This window comes from Azotobacter vinelandii CA (assembly GCF_000380335.1).
Classification (GTDB): domain Bacteria; phylum Pseudomonadota; class Gammaproteobacteria; order Pseudomonadales; family Pseudomonadaceae; genus Azotobacter; species Azotobacter vinelandii.
This window is the reverse complement of sequence record NC_021149.1, coordinates 5,330,083-5,345,768: the sequence shown is the minus strand read 5'-3', so window position 1 is coordinate 5,345,768 and position 15,686 is coordinate 5,330,083. Positions and strand designations below refer to the sequence as shown.

Annotated in this window: 16 protein-coding genes; all 16 read left to right on the top strand. The window is 63.4% G+C overall.

Going from position 1 to position 15,686, the window contains the following annotated elements; genetic code table 11:
* The first annotated feature begins 331 nt into the window (after positions 1–331).
* The 16 genes from AVCA_RS26570 (at position 332) to AVCA_RS23800 (ending at position 15,514) form a co-directional block, all read left to right on the top strand.
* Positions 332–634, top strand: coding sequence for a hypothetical protein (locus tag AVCA_RS26570; protein WP_187149018.1), 303 nt, complete (start codon positions 332–334; stop codon positions 632–634).
* Positions 627–2,660 carry a 2OG-Fe(II) oxygenase gene (locus AVCA_RS23870; protein ID WP_236616317.1) on the top strand — a complete coding sequence of 678 codons (2,034 nt, stop codon included), beginning with the start codon at positions 627–629 and terminating at the stop codon, positions 2,658–2,660. The genes AVCA_RS26570 and AVCA_RS23870 overlap by 8 nt, the downstream gene beginning before the upstream one ends.
* A gap of 120 nt (positions 2,661–2,780) precedes the next feature.
* Positions 2,781–3,146, top strand: coding sequence for a hypothetical protein (locus AVCA_RS26565; protein WP_175555881.1), 366 nt, complete (start codon positions 2,781–2,783; stop codon positions 3,144–3,146).
* A gap of 971 nt (positions 3,147–4,117) precedes the next feature.
* Entirely contained in the window at positions 4,118–6,010 is a 1,893-nt protein-coding gene (mnmG, locus tag AVCA_RS23860) for a tRNA uridine-5-carboxymethylaminomethyl(34) synthesis enzyme MnmG (protein ID WP_041807476.1), read from the top strand.
* Complete coding sequence (rsmG, locus tag AVCA_RS23855; protein WP_012703654.1) at positions 6,010–6,657, top strand: 16S rRNA (guanine(527)-N(7))-methyltransferase RsmG; 648 nt, start codon at positions 6,010–6,012, stop codon at positions 6,655–6,657. The genes mnmG and rsmG overlap by 1 nt, the downstream gene beginning before the upstream one ends.
* A gap of 18 nt (positions 6,658–6,675) precedes the next feature.
* Positions 6,676–7,464 (top strand): ParA family protein, encoded by a 789-nt coding sequence (locus AVCA_RS23850; RefSeq protein ID WP_012703653.1) that lies wholly within the window; start codon positions 6,676–6,678, stop codon positions 7,462–7,464.
* A 9-nt stretch (positions 7,465–7,473) separates the two neighbouring features.
* Positions 7,474–8,358 (top strand): ParB/RepB/Spo0J family partition protein, encoded by an 885-nt coding sequence (locus AVCA_RS23845; RefSeq protein ID WP_012703652.1) that lies wholly within the window; start codon positions 7,474–7,476, stop codon positions 8,356–8,358.
* Between the two features lie 132 nt (positions 8,359–8,490).
* Positions 8,491–8,889, top strand: coding sequence for a F0F1 ATP synthase subunit I (locus tag AVCA_RS23840; protein ID WP_072432491.1), 399 nt, complete (start codon positions 8,491–8,493; stop codon positions 8,887–8,889).
* A gap of 15 nt (positions 8,890–8,904) precedes the next feature.
* Positions 8,905–9,723, top strand: a complete 819-nt coding sequence (gene atpB, locus AVCA_RS23835) for a F0F1 ATP synthase subunit A (protein WP_012703650.1) — start codon at positions 8,905–8,907, stop codon at positions 9,721–9,723.
* A gap of 53 nt (positions 9,724–9,776) precedes the next feature.
* Complete coding sequence (gene atpE, locus AVCA_RS23830; protein ID WP_012703649.1) at positions 9,777–10,013, top strand: F0F1 ATP synthase subunit C; 237 nt, start codon at positions 9,777–9,779, stop codon at positions 10,011–10,013.
* Positions 10,014–10,106: 93 nt separating this feature from the next.
* On the top strand, positions 10,107–10,577 hold the full coding sequence (locus AVCA_RS23825) for a F0F1 ATP synthase subunit B (RefSeq protein ID WP_041807474.1): 471 nt from the start codon (positions 10,107–10,109) through the stop codon (positions 10,575–10,577).
* Between the two features lie 12 nt (positions 10,578–10,589).
* Positions 10,590–11,126, top strand: coding sequence for a F0F1 ATP synthase subunit delta (locus tag AVCA_RS23820; RefSeq protein ID WP_012703647.1), 537 nt, complete (start codon positions 10,590–10,592; stop codon positions 11,124–11,126).
* 15 nt (positions 11,127–11,141) lie between these two features.
* On the top strand, positions 11,142–12,686 hold the full coding sequence (atpA, locus tag AVCA_RS23815; protein WP_012703646.1) for a F0F1 ATP synthase subunit alpha: 1,545 nt from the start codon (positions 11,142–11,144) through the stop codon (positions 12,684–12,686).
* A 50-nt stretch (positions 12,687–12,736) separates the two neighbouring features.
* Positions 12,737–13,600 carry a F0F1 ATP synthase subunit gamma gene (gene atpG / locus AVCA_RS23810; protein WP_012703645.1) on the top strand — a complete coding sequence of 288 codons (864 nt, stop codon included), beginning with the start codon at positions 12,737–12,739 and terminating at the stop codon, positions 13,598–13,600.
* A 31-nt stretch (positions 13,601–13,631) separates the two neighbouring features.
* Complete coding sequence (atpD, locus tag AVCA_RS23805) at positions 13,632–15,008, top strand: F0F1 ATP synthase subunit beta (RefSeq protein WP_015589517.1); 1,377 nt, start codon at positions 13,632–13,634, stop codon at positions 15,006–15,008.
* A 77-nt stretch (positions 15,009–15,085) separates the two neighbouring features.
* On the top strand, positions 15,086–15,514 hold the full coding sequence (locus tag AVCA_RS23800) for a F0F1 ATP synthase subunit epsilon (protein ID WP_041807471.1): 429 nt from the start codon (positions 15,086–15,088) through the stop codon (positions 15,512–15,514).
* Positions 15,515–15,686: the final 172 nt, after the last annotated feature.

Here is a 15,686-nt window from a genome sequence, read left to right as displayed (position 1 = left end):
TTGCAGGAACCTGCGCTATCGAGGCAACCGTATGGGGACGGCATTGAAAGCATGGCAATGCTCCATGTGGCGCTTGCTGCCCTGCGCCAGGGTTCCGGTGTTCATACCCGCCGGCAGGTCATTGCAGTGCCAGTGTGCCAAGGCATCATCATGTGCGCAGCATTCAATACGGCAACGCGCCAACCCGCATTGTTGCTGCAGTTTGCCAGGATAGGAGAGAATCAATACATCCACCCGGATTCGGCGGGATAGCGGACGGACGTCCATGTCCGGAAGCTTCCTCCCCCGAACAGCGTCATCCGCAACCCGTGACATATCAAGGAATGCCCCGATGAGCGCTCCCGTCCAGTCCATCTCCCAACGGCTCGCTGCCCTCGGCGCGAGCGGCGCTTTCGCGACGCGATTTGCCATCGAAGCCGATCCGCAGTTGCACGTCGAAGGCGTCGGCAGCGTACCGCTGCCAGTGACGATCCACACGGCGCACCGGCTGTGCGCACCGGCTGTGCGCGGCGGCGCAGCCGGCGCATCATGGCTACAAGGACCAGACGCGGCTCGATCCGCGCGTGCGCGATACCTGGGAGATCCCGGCCAGCCATGTCCGCTTCGATTCTCCGAAATGGCAATCCGTGCTTGAACGTGCGCTGGACCGGATCGGACGCGACCTGGGATTGCCGCCCGGTGGCCGCTTCAAGGCCGAACTGCACAACCTGCTGGTGTATGCGCCGGGCCAGTTCTTCGCCGTGCACCAAGATTCGGAGAAGGTCGACGGCATGCTGGGCACGCTGGTCGTCACCCTGCCGTCGCGTTTCACCGGCGGCGAATTCGTCGTTTCGCACCAGGGCCGGACGCTGCGCGCCCGCGGCTCGGCCAACCGGCTGGGCATGGTCGCGTTCTATGCCGATTGCCATCACGAAGTCCGTCCGGTGAAGCAGGGTTACCGTGTCGTGCTGACCTACAACCTGATCGCGCAGGGCGGCGTGCAGACCACCGAAGTGCCGGCGCAGGACATCGCCGCCCTGGCTGATGCCGTACACACCTTCTGGCAGACCCCGGCACTGCCGCGCTGGCCGGGCGACGTCGCAGGTGAACCGCCGGACCGCCTGGTCTACCTGCTCGATCACCAGTACACGCAAAGCGGTCTGTCCTGGGCACGGCTCAAGGGCGCCGACGCGGCCCGCGCCGTGGCGCTGCGGCGCGTGGCGGAACGGTTGGATGCGGAGATCTTCCTGGTCCTGGCCGACGTGCACGAAACCTGGTCGGCCGAGGATGATTACCAGGACTGCAGCCATTGGGACTACGCGGAGGACGACGAAGAAGTGCCCGACGACGATCCGAACGATGATCCGGCATTGGGAGAACTGCTCGACAGCGACATCGAACTGCGCCACTGGATCGCTCCCGATGGCAGTGAGCTGGCATCGGACGCCAATGGCGTCGCCGCCGGCGAACTATGTTTCACCCGACCCTCGACCGATTGCACACCGTTCCGGTCCGAGTACGAAGGCTACATGGGCAACTACGGCAACACCGTCGATCGCTGGTATCACCGTGCGGCCGTGGTGATGTGGCCGCGCGAACGCGCCTTCGTCATCCGCGCCCGGCAGTCGTCGCACTGGGCCATCGCGGAGATCGCCGGCCGGCTCGAAGCCGGGGACCCGGTACAGGCGCTGGAGTGGGCGCGGCGCCTTCTGCCTTTCTGGAACCAGGCCGTGGCCGGAGCGGATGGCGCCGCCCTGCTCTATGCCACCTTGTCCGTTGCCGCTGCACTCGACGATGCGGACACCGCCGCCGTGCTGCTTGCGCCGTTTTCCCTGCAGCAACTGACGCCCGACATGGCCCCATGGCTCGTGCGCCTGCTCGATCGCCGGGGGCTGGCCTGGTGCAGCGAGCGCCTGCGTCACTGGGCAACGCTCTACCAGACGCTCGATAGCCAGTTGGCCTGGCTGACGCAAACGCTGCCGGAATTGATCCATACCTGGAGTGCGGCGGAGGCCGTGGATGGCCCGGCACTGGCCGCCGTTCTGCTGGAAGAGCGCTGGACCTGGCTACAGGCGCACATCGGACAGGTGCAAGCGCGTACCAGCGGGACAACCCGGATACGGACGTTGGCGGACACCAGTCCGGCCCTGCTGGCGCTGATCCGCGGCTGTCGTGACGCCCGGCGGCCCGACCTGCAGCGCCGGATCATCGATACCTTGTTGTCGACCGAGCTTCCATTGCAGGTGCCGCTCGGCGTGTTGCACGCTACCGGGCTGGATGCGCCTGATGCGCTCAGCCTTGCGCCCGTGCATGCGCATTGCGTGCAAACACTCGCCACGCGATTGGCACAGCCCGAACGCGCCGTCGACGACTGGTCGATCCCACCACCGGCGGACTGCGCCGGCGAGCTGGGCGAAACCCTGGCGCGGTTCCTGAGAGCGGCGACGGAACAGCGTCTGGAGTGGCCGCTGGCCCAGCCCAAGCGACAGGTCATCCACCAGCTCATCGACCGCCACGAACTGCCCGTGCGGCATGAGACCCGGCGCAGTGGCCGGCCCTACACGCTGGTCCTGGAAAAGACTGGTGCCCTGTTCGAGCACGCAGCCGCCGAGCGCCGCCAATGGGCGAACGAGCTGGCCTGGCTGCAGCAGACGGCGGACAGGTTTTCCCGGCTGCCGTGAGCCTGCGCGTTTCCTGGTGGCTATCGCGGCTGCAGCATCCAATGCTCCGCTGACGCCCAGTCGATGACCCATCGTTTGATAGCTGTGCTGCCGCCGCTCCCGCATGCGCAGCAGAGACGGATGGTGCGTGTCGATGAAATCGACGATGCGGACATGGGTCTTACCTGTCTGCTCGCAGTGCAGGCAGCCGGCATATTGCTGCAGCGTGCCTTTCCACGAGATGGGCACCGCCTGCAGCAAGGTATGAATCCCTCGCCGACCAGTCTGCCGGTGGCCAGCAATACCTGCGGGGCGTCGGCATCCAGCGCATCCAATTCGGCGGTCACACCGGCCCGCTGTTTCCTGGACGCGATCGGCCACACGATCTCTTCGGTGATGGCCACCGTGTGGACCCGGTTACTGGCGAGCCGCCGTAGATGGCGGCACCGTCAGGGAGCTGCGTACGCGAAACGACTTCCAGCAGTTGCGGGGCTCTGGCCGGCCTGACGGCGGTGTTGCGGATGCATGAACAGAAAGGCCTGCAGCCATTCCTGTCAGTGCCTGAGCAGTTCGGTGCGATGTACCAGCGTGTCGATGCCACGCCGGGCGATCAGAGCGGCGGTGGTGACCGTCTTGCCGAAAGCGGTCTATGCCGGTATCGAAGCGGAGCATCGCGGTGATGGCTTGCTCTCGATCCAGCCGTGCGGCGGGACGATATGGCGGGCGTGATAACGGAGCGGGCCGACACGGCACGCAGTTCGGCCATCTCGGTGTGAGTCAGCGCGGCCGGTCTATGGTCGCGAATTTTGTAGTACTGGTACTCGCTCATCGCAGACCTTGTTGATATTACGAACGCTGGACCACGTGGTTCGTGCGCCAATCGAACACTACGACGCCGGCGATATCGAAACCAAGCGCATCGTGCCGCTGAAACCATCGACAATCCAGGCCAGATCCTCACCGCCCTGCCCATCTCCATTCCCCCCCCCACCCCACTCAACGATGCGGCCCAGTCCCCGTACCGTTATCAACATGCCCGTCCAGCCTTCGCCTAACAAGGTGCTTGGCAGCGTCCAGCAGAACGTCAATTCAGCCCTGTGGAAAACTCTCATTGAGCTCCGTCGATAAACCCAGGACGGACATGTAGATAACTCGTCCTGTTGATAACATTCGAATCCATGCACAGGAGGCCGACAGCCTACCCAATATCCACAGGCAGGATCACCACAACCTTGTCCTGACCGCGAAAGCCGATGGGAAACAGCTTCCCATCAGTTATCCACAGAAGCCATGCACCTCATACATAAACACAAGAACAAGCTTTTTAAAGATTTCATCCTGTTTATCTCTGTAGAGGCCCGCGAATCGACACGAAAAGGCATGCTGGCTATTTTTTGTGCATGACCTTCATTCGTTCCGCCTAACTCTCTATACTTGCCGCCCTTCCTTTTCCCCTGCGAACAGGCACGAGGTGCGTGGTGGACTTCCCTTCCCGTTTTGACGTGATCGTGATCGGCGGCGGCCATGCCGGTACCGAAGCCGCGCTCGCGGCTGCGCGCATGGGCGTGAAGACCCTGCTGCTCTCCCACAATGTGGAAACCCTCGGGCACATGAGCTGCAACCCGGCCATCGGAGGTATCGGCAAGAGCCATCTGGTCAAGGAGATCGATGCGCTCGGCGGGGCCATGGCCCGGGCCACCGACGTGGCCGGCATCCAGTTCCGCGTGCTCAACAGTCGCAAGGGACCGGCGGTGCGCGCTACGCGCGCCCAGGCCGACCGCGCCCTGTACAAGGCGGAGATCCGCCGCATCCTGGAAAACCAGCCGAACCTGTGGATCTTCCAGCAGTCCGCCGACGACCTGATCGTCGAGGGCGAGCAGGTGCGCGGCGTGGTCACCCAGATGGGACTGAAATTCCGCGCCGACAACGTGGTGCTCACCGCCGGTACCTTCCTCGGCGGACTTATCCACATCGGTCTGGAAAACTATTCGGGCGGCCGCGCCGGCGATCCGCCATCGCAGGCGCTGGCCCGCCGCCTGCGCGAGCTGCCGCTGCGTGTCGGGCGGCTGAAGACCGGCACGCCGCCACGCATCGACGGCCGTTCCATCGATTTCTCGGCGATGACCGAACAACCGGGCGACACGCCCGTGCCGGTGATGTCCTTCCTCGGTTCGCGCGAGCAGCATCCGCGGCAGGTCAGTTGCTGGATCACCCACACCAATGCGCGCACTCACCAGATCATTGCCGCCAACCTGGACCGCTCGCCGATGTATTCGGGCGTGATCGAGGGCATCGGCCCGCGTTACTGCCCGTCGATCGAGGACAAGATCCACCGCTTCGCCGACAAGGACAGCCACCAGGTGTTTCTGGAGCCGGAAGGCCTGTCGACCCATGAGGTCTATCCGAACGGCATCTCCACCTCGCTGCCGTTCGACGTGCAGCTCGAGATCGTCCGTTCCATCCGTGGTCTGGAGAACGCCCATATCGTCCGTCCGGGCTACGCCATCGAGTACGACTTCTTCGATCCGCGCGATCTCAAGTACTCGCTGGAAACCAAGGTGATCGGCGGTCTGTTCTTCGCCGGGCAGATCAATGGCACCACCGGCTATGAAGAAGCCGGCGCCCAGGGGCTGCTCGCCGGCGCCAACGCCGCGCTGCGCGCCCAGGGCCGCGAAGCCTGGTGTCCGCGCCGCGACGAGGCCTACCTCGGCGTACTGGTCGACGACCTGATCACCCTCGGTACCCAGGAGCCGTACCGCATGTTCACCTCGCGCGCCGAATACCGGCTGATCCTGCGCGAGGACAACGCCGACCTGCGCCTGACCGAGCAGGGCCGTGAGCTGGGCCTGGTCGACGACGCCCGCTGGGCGGCGTTCTGCGCCAAGCGCGAGGGTATCGAGCGCGAGGAACAGCGTCTGAAGACCACCTGGGTGCGCCCCGGCACGCCGCAGGGCAAGGCGGTCGCCGCGCGTTTCGGCAGTCCGCTGGCCCGCGAGTACAACCTGCTCAACCTGCTGGCCCGGCCGGAAGTCGATTACGCCAGCCTGGTCGAGTTGACCGGTGGCGGCGCCGAGGACGAGCAGGTCGCCGAGCAGGTGGAGATCAAGACCAAGTACGCAGGCTACATCGACCGCCAGCAGGACGAGATCGCTCGCCTGCGTGCCAGCGAAAGCGTCCGTCTGCCGGAGAATCTGGACTATGCGTCGATTTCCGGACTGTCCAAGGAGATCCAGCACAAGCTCGGTCAGGGCCGCCCGCAGACGCTCGGTCAGGCGTCGCGGATTCCGGGGGTCACCCCGGCGGCGATTTCCCTGCTGTTGATTCATCTGAAGAAGCGCGATGCCGGCCGCAACCTGGAGCAGAGCGCCTGATGTCCGCGGTCACCGCCCGCCACGCCGAGGAACTGGCGCGTGGCGCCCGCGAACTGGGCATCGAACTGTCCGAGCGCCAACGCGAACAACTGCTCGCCTACCTGGCGCTGTTGATCAAGTGGAACAAGGCCTACAATCTCACCGCCGTGCGCGATCCGGACGAGATGGTCTCGCGCCATCTGCTCGATAGCCTCAGCGTGACGCCGCAGATCGCCGAAGCCGGGGACGACTGGCTGGACGTCGGCAGCGGCGGCGGCATGCCGGGGGTTCCGCTGGCCATTCTGTTTCCCGGACGGCGTTTCACCCTGCTGGATTCCAATGGCAAGAAGACCCGTTTTCTCACCCAGGTGAAACTGGAACTGCAATTGCAAAACCTGGAAGTCGTTCACAGTCGGGTCGAGGCGTTCAAACCCGCGCAGCCGTTCTCCGGCATCTGCTCGCGGGCGTTCAGTTCGCTGGCGGATTTCGCCGGCTGGACCCGTCATCTCGGCGACAGTGAAACCCGCTGGCTGGCGATGAAGGGAGTGCAGCCGGACGACGAGCTGCAGGCCCTGCCGAACGATTTTCGACTGGAACGCACCTATGAGCTCAGGGTTCCCGGTTGTCAGGGTCAGCGCCATCTGCTGATACTGCGCCGCACTCCATGATCCGGACAGACGCTGACCATGGCTAAAGTACTCGCCATCGCCAACCAGAAGGGCGGCGTGGCCAAGACCACCACTTGCATCAACCTGGCCGCTTCGCTGGTCGCCACGCGCCGACGCGTGCTGCTGATCGACCTCGATCCGCAGGGCAACGCCACCACCGGCAGCGGTGTGGACAAGCTGAACCTGGAGCATTCGGTTTACGACGTGCTGACCGGCGACTGCAGTTTCGCCGAGGCCATGCACTTCTCCGAGCACGGCGGCTACCAACTGCTGCCGGCCAACCGAGATCTCACCGCGGCAGAGGTCGTCCTGCTCGACAAGCCGGGCAAGGAGCATCGCCTGCGCGAGGCCCTGGCGCCGATCCGCGAGAACTACGACTACATCCTGATCGACTGCCCACCCTCGCTGTCCATGCTGACCGTCAATGCCCTGGCCGCCTCCGACGGGGTGATCATCCCCATGCAGTGCGAATACTACGCACTGGAAGGGTTGAGCGATCTGGTCAACTCGATCCAGCGCATCGGTCAGGCGCTCAATCCGAACCTGCAGATCGAGGGCCTGCTGCGCACCATGTACGATCCGCGCATCAGCCTGACCAACGAAGTGTCCGAGCAACTCCAGGCACACTTCGGCGACAAGCTCTACGAAACCGTCATCCCGCGCAACGTGCGCCTGGCCGAGGCGCCCAGCCACGGCATGCCGGCGCTGGTCTACGACAAGCAATCCAAGGGTGCCCAGGCTTATCTGGCGCTGGCCAGCGAGCTGTCGCGCCGCCAGCGCAAGGCTGCGCGCGGCGTCAGAGCATAAGGAGCTTCCATGGCAATCAAGAAACGAGGCCTGGGTCGCGGGCTGGATGCCCTGCTGGGCGGTACCGGTGGCGGCGTGGCCACCCTGCAGAAGGAAATCGAGCAGCAGCAGGTCGATGGCCATGAACTGCAGCATCTGCCGCTGGAGTCGATCCAGCGCGGCAAGTACCAGCCGCGCCGCGACATGGACCCGGTGGCTCTGGAGGAACTGGCGCAATCGATCCAGGCGCAAGGGGTGATGCAGCCGATCGTGGTGCGGCCGCTCGATGGCCAGCGCTACGAGATCATCGCCGGCGAACGGCGCTGGCGGGCCAGCCAGCAGGCCGGTCTGAAGAAGATTCCGGCCATCGTCCGCGACGTGCCGGACGAGGCCGCCATCGCCATGGCGCTGATCGAGAACATCCAGCGCGAGAACCTCAATCCGCTCGAGGAAGCCCTCGCCCTGCAGCGCCTGCAGCAGGAGTTCCAACTGACCCAGCAGCAGGTCGCCGATGCGGTGGGCAAGTCGCGGGTCAGCGTCAGCAATCTGCTGCGGCTGATTTCCCTGCCGGAGGAGATCAAGACCCTGCTGGCACATGGCGATCTGGAAATGGGCCACGCCCGTGCGTTGCTCGGCCTTCCCGCCGAACGGCAGGTGGAAGGCGCGCGTCATGTTGTCGCACACGGATTGACGGTCCGGCAAACCGAGGCGCTGGTGCGCCAGTGGCTGAACGAGCAACCGCAGGCGGAGAAAACCCCTACGGTCGATCCGGACATAACCCGTCTGGAACAGCGGCTGGCGGAGCGTTTGGGCTCACCGGTGCAGATCAGGCACAGCCAGAAAGGCAAGGGCCAACTTGTGATCCGCTACAACTCGCTGGACGAACTTCAGGGGGTTCTGGCCCACATCCGCTGATATTCCGGCGTGTAGCGGGCGATCGGAAAAGACTACCCGAAGGTTGAACCGACTTGGATGCACCCCTATACTCGCCGCGCATTTTGATAGCGGTAAGCTCGTTGAACGCTCCGCCATGGCGACGGGGATTGTGTGAACATACGTAACCGGACACCTTTCCATCGCCTTCCCGTGTTTCGTGTACTGGTCGTGCAGGCCCTGAGCGGACTTGCCACGGCCTTTGCGTGCGGTGTGTTTTTGGGGTTGGTCGCAGGGTATTCGGCCCTGCTCGGGAGCCTGATCGCCTGGCTGGCCAACCTGTATTTCGCCCATAGGGCCTTTCGCTATTTCGGCGCGCGTTCGGCCAGGGCCGTGGTCCAGTCCCTCTGGTCCGGTGAGATGGGAAAAATGATTCTGACAGCGGCGCTCTTCGCGCTGGTGTTTGTGGGGGTGCGGCCTCTCGAACCGCTGGCGCTGTTCGGCGGCTACCTGCTGGTGCTCGGTGTCGGAGCGAGTGCACTCCTGCTGATGAGGAACAAACCGAAGCATTGAGCATTTGAGGCGTTTATGGCGAACACTCCAGTCGAATATATACAGCACCACCTGCAAAACCTGGTCCTGGGGTCCCTCCCGGAAAGGGGCTGGACCATCGCCAAGACGGCGGAAGAGGCCAGGGAGATGGGCTTCTGGTCCATCCATCTCGACACTCTCGGCTGGTCGATCGCGATGGGCGTGCTGTTCCTGTGGCTGTTCCGCAAGGCCGCCCTCAGCGCCACCACCAAGGTGCCGGGTCCGCTGCAGAATATTGCCGAGATGTGCATCGAGTTCGTCGAAGGCATGGTCCGCGACACTTTCCACGGTCGCAACCCGCTGATCGCTCCCCTGGCTCTGACCATCTTCGTCTGGGTATTCCTGATGAACAGCCTGAAGTGGATTCCGGTCGACTTCATCCCCGGGCTGGCCCACCTGTTCGGCGTGCCCTACTTCAAGATCGTGCCGACCGCCGACCCGAACGGCACCTTCGGCATCTCCATCGGCGTCTTCCTGCTGATCATCTACTACAGCATCAAGGTCAAGGGGATCGGGGGATTCGCCAAGGAACTCTCGCTGACCCCGTTCAATCATTGGGCGTTGATTCCGTTCAACCTGTTCCTCGAAATCCTGGGTCTGCTGACCAAGCCGCTGACCCTGGCTCTGCGTCTGTTCGGCAACATGTATGCCGGTGAAGTGGTGTTCATCCTTATCGCCCTGCTGCCGTTCTGGGCGCAGTGGACCCTGAACCTGCCCTGGGCGATCTTCCACATCCTGGTGATCCCGCTTCAGGCATTCATCTTCATGGTGCTGACCATCGTCTACCTGAGCGCCGCCCATGAAGACCACCATTGACCGGCAATAACGCTTCCCCCAAACCAACCTACCCTTAGCTTCAGGAGCTTTACATGGAACTTGTCATCATCGCCGCCTCCATCATGATCGGTCTGGGTGCACTGAGCACCGGTATCGGCTTCGCCCTGCTGGGTGGCAAGCTGCTGGAATCCACCGCTCGTCAACCCGAGCTGGCTCCCCAGCTGCAAACCAAGACCTTCCTGATGGCCGGTCTGCTCGACGCCGTTCCGATGATCGGCGTTGGTATCGCGATGTACCTCATCTTCGTTGTTGCTCCCTCTGCTGCTTAAGCATTTCCCGGTTTAAGAAGGGGTTCGCCCGGCGAGCCCCCTCGTCCCGGAAATGGCAAACGCGCCGAACGAGATAGCACGAGGTAAATCGCTGTGAATATAAATTTGACGCTATTCGGTCAAACGATCGCCTTCGCTATTTTCGTCTGGTTCTGCATGAAGTATGTTTGGCCGCCACTCACTCAGGCCATGCAGGAACGCCAGAAGAAAATCGCCGAGGGCCTGGATGCTGCAGGCCGTGCCCAGCAGGATCTGAAGTTGGCCCAGGAAAAGGTTTCCAACACCCTGCGTGAATCCCGCGAGCAGGCTACCCAGATCATCGAGCAGGCAAACAAGCAGGCCAATGCGATCATCGAAGACGCCAAGCAGCAGGCGCAGAGCGAAGGCGAGCGACTGATTGCCGGGGCCAAGGCCGAGATCGAGCAGGAAGTGAACCGTGCCAGGGAAGAACTGCGCAAACAGGTGGCGGCTCTGGCCATCCTGGGTGCGGAGAAGATCCTGGAGTCCAAAGTGGACACCAAGGCACACAACAAGCTGGTCGAAAAACTGGCCTCCCAACTCTAAGCGAGGCAAGCGATGATCAATAACCAGACGCTTGCTCGGCCTTACGCAAAAGCCGCTTTCGAGTATGCCAGCGCGGCCAATGGCAGCGACGCCTGGTCGGGCATGTTGGGCCTGGCTGCCGCTGTCGTTGAAGCCCCCGAAGTCGCCGAACTGCTGCGCAACCCGCGCCTGACCCGCGAAAGCAAGGTCGAGGCCGTGCTGCGTCTGTTCGCCGACGACGTCGATGAGGCGTTCCGCAACTTCATCGCCAATCTGGGCGAGCATGATCGCCTGTTCGTATTGCCGACTGTGCGCGAACAGTTCGAGGCATACAAGGCAGAAGCCGAAAAAACGATCGACGTCGAACTCGAGACGGCCTACGAGCTTTCCGCCGAGCAACTCGAGACCTTGGCTGCCGCCCTGTCGAAGCGGCTAGATCGTTCCGTCAACCCCAGGCAGGTAGTGAATCCTGCTCTGATCGGTGGCCTGGTCATCCGCGCCGGCGACCTGGTTGTCGACGGTTCGGTCCGCGGCAAACTGAGCCAGTTGGCCGAATCGTTGAAATCCTGATTTGAGGGTCATGGCATGCAGCAACTGAATCCTGCTGAGATTAGTGAAATCATCAAGCAGCGCATCGCAAGCAGCGATGTGACTGCCCAAGCCCGCAACGAGGGCACCGTCGTCAGCGTATCTGACGGTATCGTTCGCATCTACGGTCTGGCCGACGTCATGTACGGCGAGATGATCGAGTTCCCCGGCGGCATCTACGGCATGGCGCTGAACCTGGAGCAAGACTCCGTCGGTGCCGTGATTCTGGGCAGCTACCTGGGTCTGAGCGAAGGCATGAGCGCCAAGTGCACCGGCCGCATCCTGGAAGTTCCGGTCGGACCGGAACTGCTGGGCCGCGTGGTCGACGCGCTGGGCAATCCGATCGATGGCAAGGGGCCGATCGGCGCCAAGCTCTCCGATGCGGTCGAGAAGGTGGCGCCGGGCGTGATCTGGCGTAAATCCGTCGACCAGCCGGTGCAGACCGGCTACAAGTCGGTCGACGCCATGATCCCGGTCGGCCGCGGCCAGCGCGAACTGATCATCGGCGACCGCCAGATCGGCAAGACCGCGCTGGCCGTCGACGCCATCATCAACCAGAAGGACAGCGGCATCCGCTGCGTCTACGTTGCCGTCGGCCAGAAACAGTCGACCATCGCCAACGTGGTGCGCAAGCTGGAAGAGCACGGCGCCCTGGCCAACACCATCGTGGTGGCCGCTTCCGCTTCCGAATCCGCCGCCCTGCAGTACCTGGCACCCTATGCCGGCTGCACCATGGGTGAATACTTCCGCGACCGTGGCGAAGACGCGCTGATCGTTTACGACGATCTGTCCAAGCAGGCCGTGGCCTATCGCCAGATCTCCCTGCTGCTGCGCCGTCCGCCGGGTCGCGAAGCCTACCCGGGCGACGTGTTCTATCTCCACAGCCGCCTGCTGGAGCGCGCTTCCCGCGTTTCCGAGGAGTACGTGGAGCAGTTCACCAAGGGCGCCGTGAAGGGCCAGACCGGTTCGCTGACCGCCCTGCCGATCATCGAGACCCAGGCCGGCGACGTGTCCGCCTTCGTTCCGACCAACGTGATTTCCATCACCGACGGTCAGATCTTCCTGGAATCCGCCATGTTCAACTCGGGCATCCGTCCGGCGGTCAACGCCGGTATCTCGGTGTCCCGCGTCGGTGGTGCGGCCCAGACCAAGATCATCAAGAAGCTGTCCGGCGGTATCCGTACCGCTCTGGCCCAGTACCGCGAGCTGGCGGCCTTCGCCCAGTTCGCTTCGGACCTCGACGAAGCTACCCGCAAGCAGCTCGAGCACGGTCAGCGCGTGACCGAGCTGATGAAGCAGAAGCAGTATGCGCCGATGTCCATCGCCGAGATGTCCGTTTCCCTGTACGCCGCCGAGCGCGGTTTCCTGCAGGATGTCCCGGTGGCCAAAGTTGGCGCCTTCGAGCAGGCGTTGATCGGTTACTTCCAGCGTGAGAAGGCGGATCTGCTGGCGAAGATCAACGAGAAGGGTGACTTCAACGACGAAATCGACGCGGGCCTCAAGGCCGGTATCGAGAAGTTCAAGGCCACCCAGTCCTGGTAAGCCGCAGCGGGAGCCGCAAGGCTCCCGCCTGCTAACCCGAAAGGTGTCAAATGGCAGGCGCAAAAGAGATTCGCAGCAAGATTGCGAGCATCAAGAGCACGCAGAAGATCACCAGCGCCATGGAAAAGGTGGCGGTCAGCAAGATGCGCAAGGCCCAGTTGCGCATGGCTGCCAGCCGCCCCTATGCGGAGCGGATCCGTCAGGTCATCGGCCATCTGGCCAAGGCCAACCCGGAATACAAGCACCCGTTCATGGTCGAGCGTCCGGTCAAGCGCGTCGGTTACATCCTCGTCTCCACCGACCGCGGTCTGTGCGGTGGCCTGAACATCAACCTGTTCAAGGCCCTGATCAAGAGCATGAAGGAGTGGCACGACAAGGGCGTCGAAGCCGACTTCTGCGTGATCGGCAACAAGGGGGCCAGTTTCTTCCGCAGCTACGGCGGCAATGTGGTCGCGGCGATCGGCAACCTGGGTGAAGAGCCCTCGATCAACAGTCTGATCGGCAGCATCAAGGTGATGCTGGATGCCTTCCACGAAGGCCGTGTGGACCGTCTGTACCTGGCGTCGAACAAGTTCATCAACACTATGACCCAGAAGCCCGTCGTCGAGCAGTTGTTGCCGCTGGCCGCAAGCGACGACGAAGGCGTCCAGAAGGGTACCTGGGACTACCTGTACGAGCCCAATGCCCAGCAACTGCTGGACGCCCTGCTGGTTCGCTACATGGAGTCGCAGGTCTACCAGGCCGTGGTGGAGAACGGCGCGGCCGAGCAGGCGGCGCGGATGATCGCGATGAAGAATGCGACCGACAACGCCGGCGAACTGATCAGCGATCTGCAACTGGTCTACAACAAGGCCCGTCAGGCGGCGATCACCCAGGAAATTTCGGAAATCGTCGGCGGCGCTGCCGCGGTTTGAGAACGGTTCATAAGGTTAGAGGAACCAAGTAATGAGTAGCGGACGTATCGTTCAAATCATCGGCGCCGTTATCGACGTGGAATTCCCGCGCGATCAGGTGCCGAACGTCTATGACGCGCTGAAAGTCGAAGGCGCGCAGACCACCCTGGAAGTCCAGCAGCAACTGGGCGACGGCGTCGTTCGTTCGATCGCCATGGGTTCCACCGAAGGCCTCAAGCGCGGCCTGAACGTGAACAACACCGGTGCCGGCATCGCCGTGCCGGTCGGCAAGGCCACCCTGGGCCGGATCATGGACGTGCTGGGCAACCCGATCGACGAAGCGGGCCCCATCGGCGAGGAAGAGCGCTGGACCATCCACCGCGCGGCCCCGACCTATGCGGAGCAGGCTGGCGGCAACGAGCTGCTGGAAACCGGCATCAAGGTGATCGACCTGGTCTGCCCGTTCGCCAAGGGCGGCAAGGTGGGCCTGTTCGGCGGCGCCGGCGTGGGCAAGACCGTGAACATGATGGAGCTGATCCGCAACATCGCCATGGAGCACAGCGGTTACTCCGTGTTCGCCGGCGTGGGTGAGCGTACTCGTGAAGGCAACGACTTCTATCACGAGATGAAGGACTCCAACGTTCTGGACAAGGTTGCCTTGGTCTACGGCCAGATGAACGAGCCGCCGGGCAACCGTCTGCGCGTGGCCCTGACCGGCCTGACCATGGCCGAGAAGTTCCGTGACGAAGGCCGCGACGTTCTGCTGTTCGTCGACAACATCTACCGTTACACCCTGGCCGGTACCGAGGTGTCCGCACTGCTGGGCCGCATGCCGTCCGCCGTGGGTTACCAGCCGACCCTGGCCGAGGAAATGGGCGTCCTGCAGGAGCGCATCACCTCCACCAAGACCGGCTCCATCACCTCCGTGCAGGCCGTGTACGTTCCCGCGGACGACCTGACCGACCCGTCCCCGGCGACCACCTTCGCCCACCTGGACGCCACCGTGGTACTGTCCCGCGACATCGCCTCCCTGGGTATCTACCCGGCCGTGGACCCGCTGGACTCCACTTCCCGCCAGTTGGATCCGCTGGTGATCGGCCAGGAGCACTACGACACCGCCCGCGGCGTCCAGTACGTGCTGCAGCGCTACAAGGAGCTGAAGGACATCATCGCCATCCTGGGTATGGACGAACTGTCGGAAACCGACAAGCAACTGGTATCCCGCGCACGCAAGATCCAGCGCTTCCTGTCCCAGCCGTTCTTCGTGGCCGAAGTCTTCACCGGCTCCCCGGGCAAGTACGTTTCGCTGAAGGAAACCATCCGCGGCTTCGCCGGCATCCTCAAGGGCGACTACGACCACCTGCCGGAGCAGGCGTTCTACATGGTCGGCGGCATCGACGAAGCCATCGAGAAGGCCAAGAAACTGTAACCTGGCGCGCCCGCTAGCGGGCGCTCGCCCAGGCGGTCGCCACCCCGGTGGCGCCGTCTGCTAACCGAGGCATGAATATGGCTATGTCAGTCCATTGCGATATCGTCAGCGCGGAAGAAGAGCTGTTCTCGGGCCTGGTGGAAATGGTCATCGCCCATGCCAACATGGGCGACGTCGGTATCCTGCCGGGCCACATGCCGCTGCTGACCGATCTCAAGCCCGGTCCGGTGCGGGTGATCAAGCAGGGTGGCGACGAGGAAATCTTCTACATCTCCGGCGGCTTCCTCGAAGTGCAGCCGAGCATGGTGAAGGTGCTCGCCGACACTGCGACCCGCGCCAAGGATCTGGACGAGGTCGCCGCCCAGGAAGCCGTCAAGGCCGCCCAGAAGGCGCTCAGCGAGAAGGGCGCGGAGTTCGACTACAGCTCCGCCGCCGCCCGTCTGGCGGAGGCTGCCGCCCAGTTGCGCACCATCAACGAGCTGCGCAAGAAGTACGGCCGCCACTGAGTTCGACGCCGCTTCGCACGAAACGAAGAAGGGTAGCCAAGGCTACCCTTTCTTTTTTACTCCAGCGCCTTTTCCGGGAAAAGGCGGTTCCTCTGTCGACAGCGCGCAACGGGCCACCCGGAATACTTGCGCCCACCCGGTTCCATGCGCTCGACAACCAAGACCCGGGAAC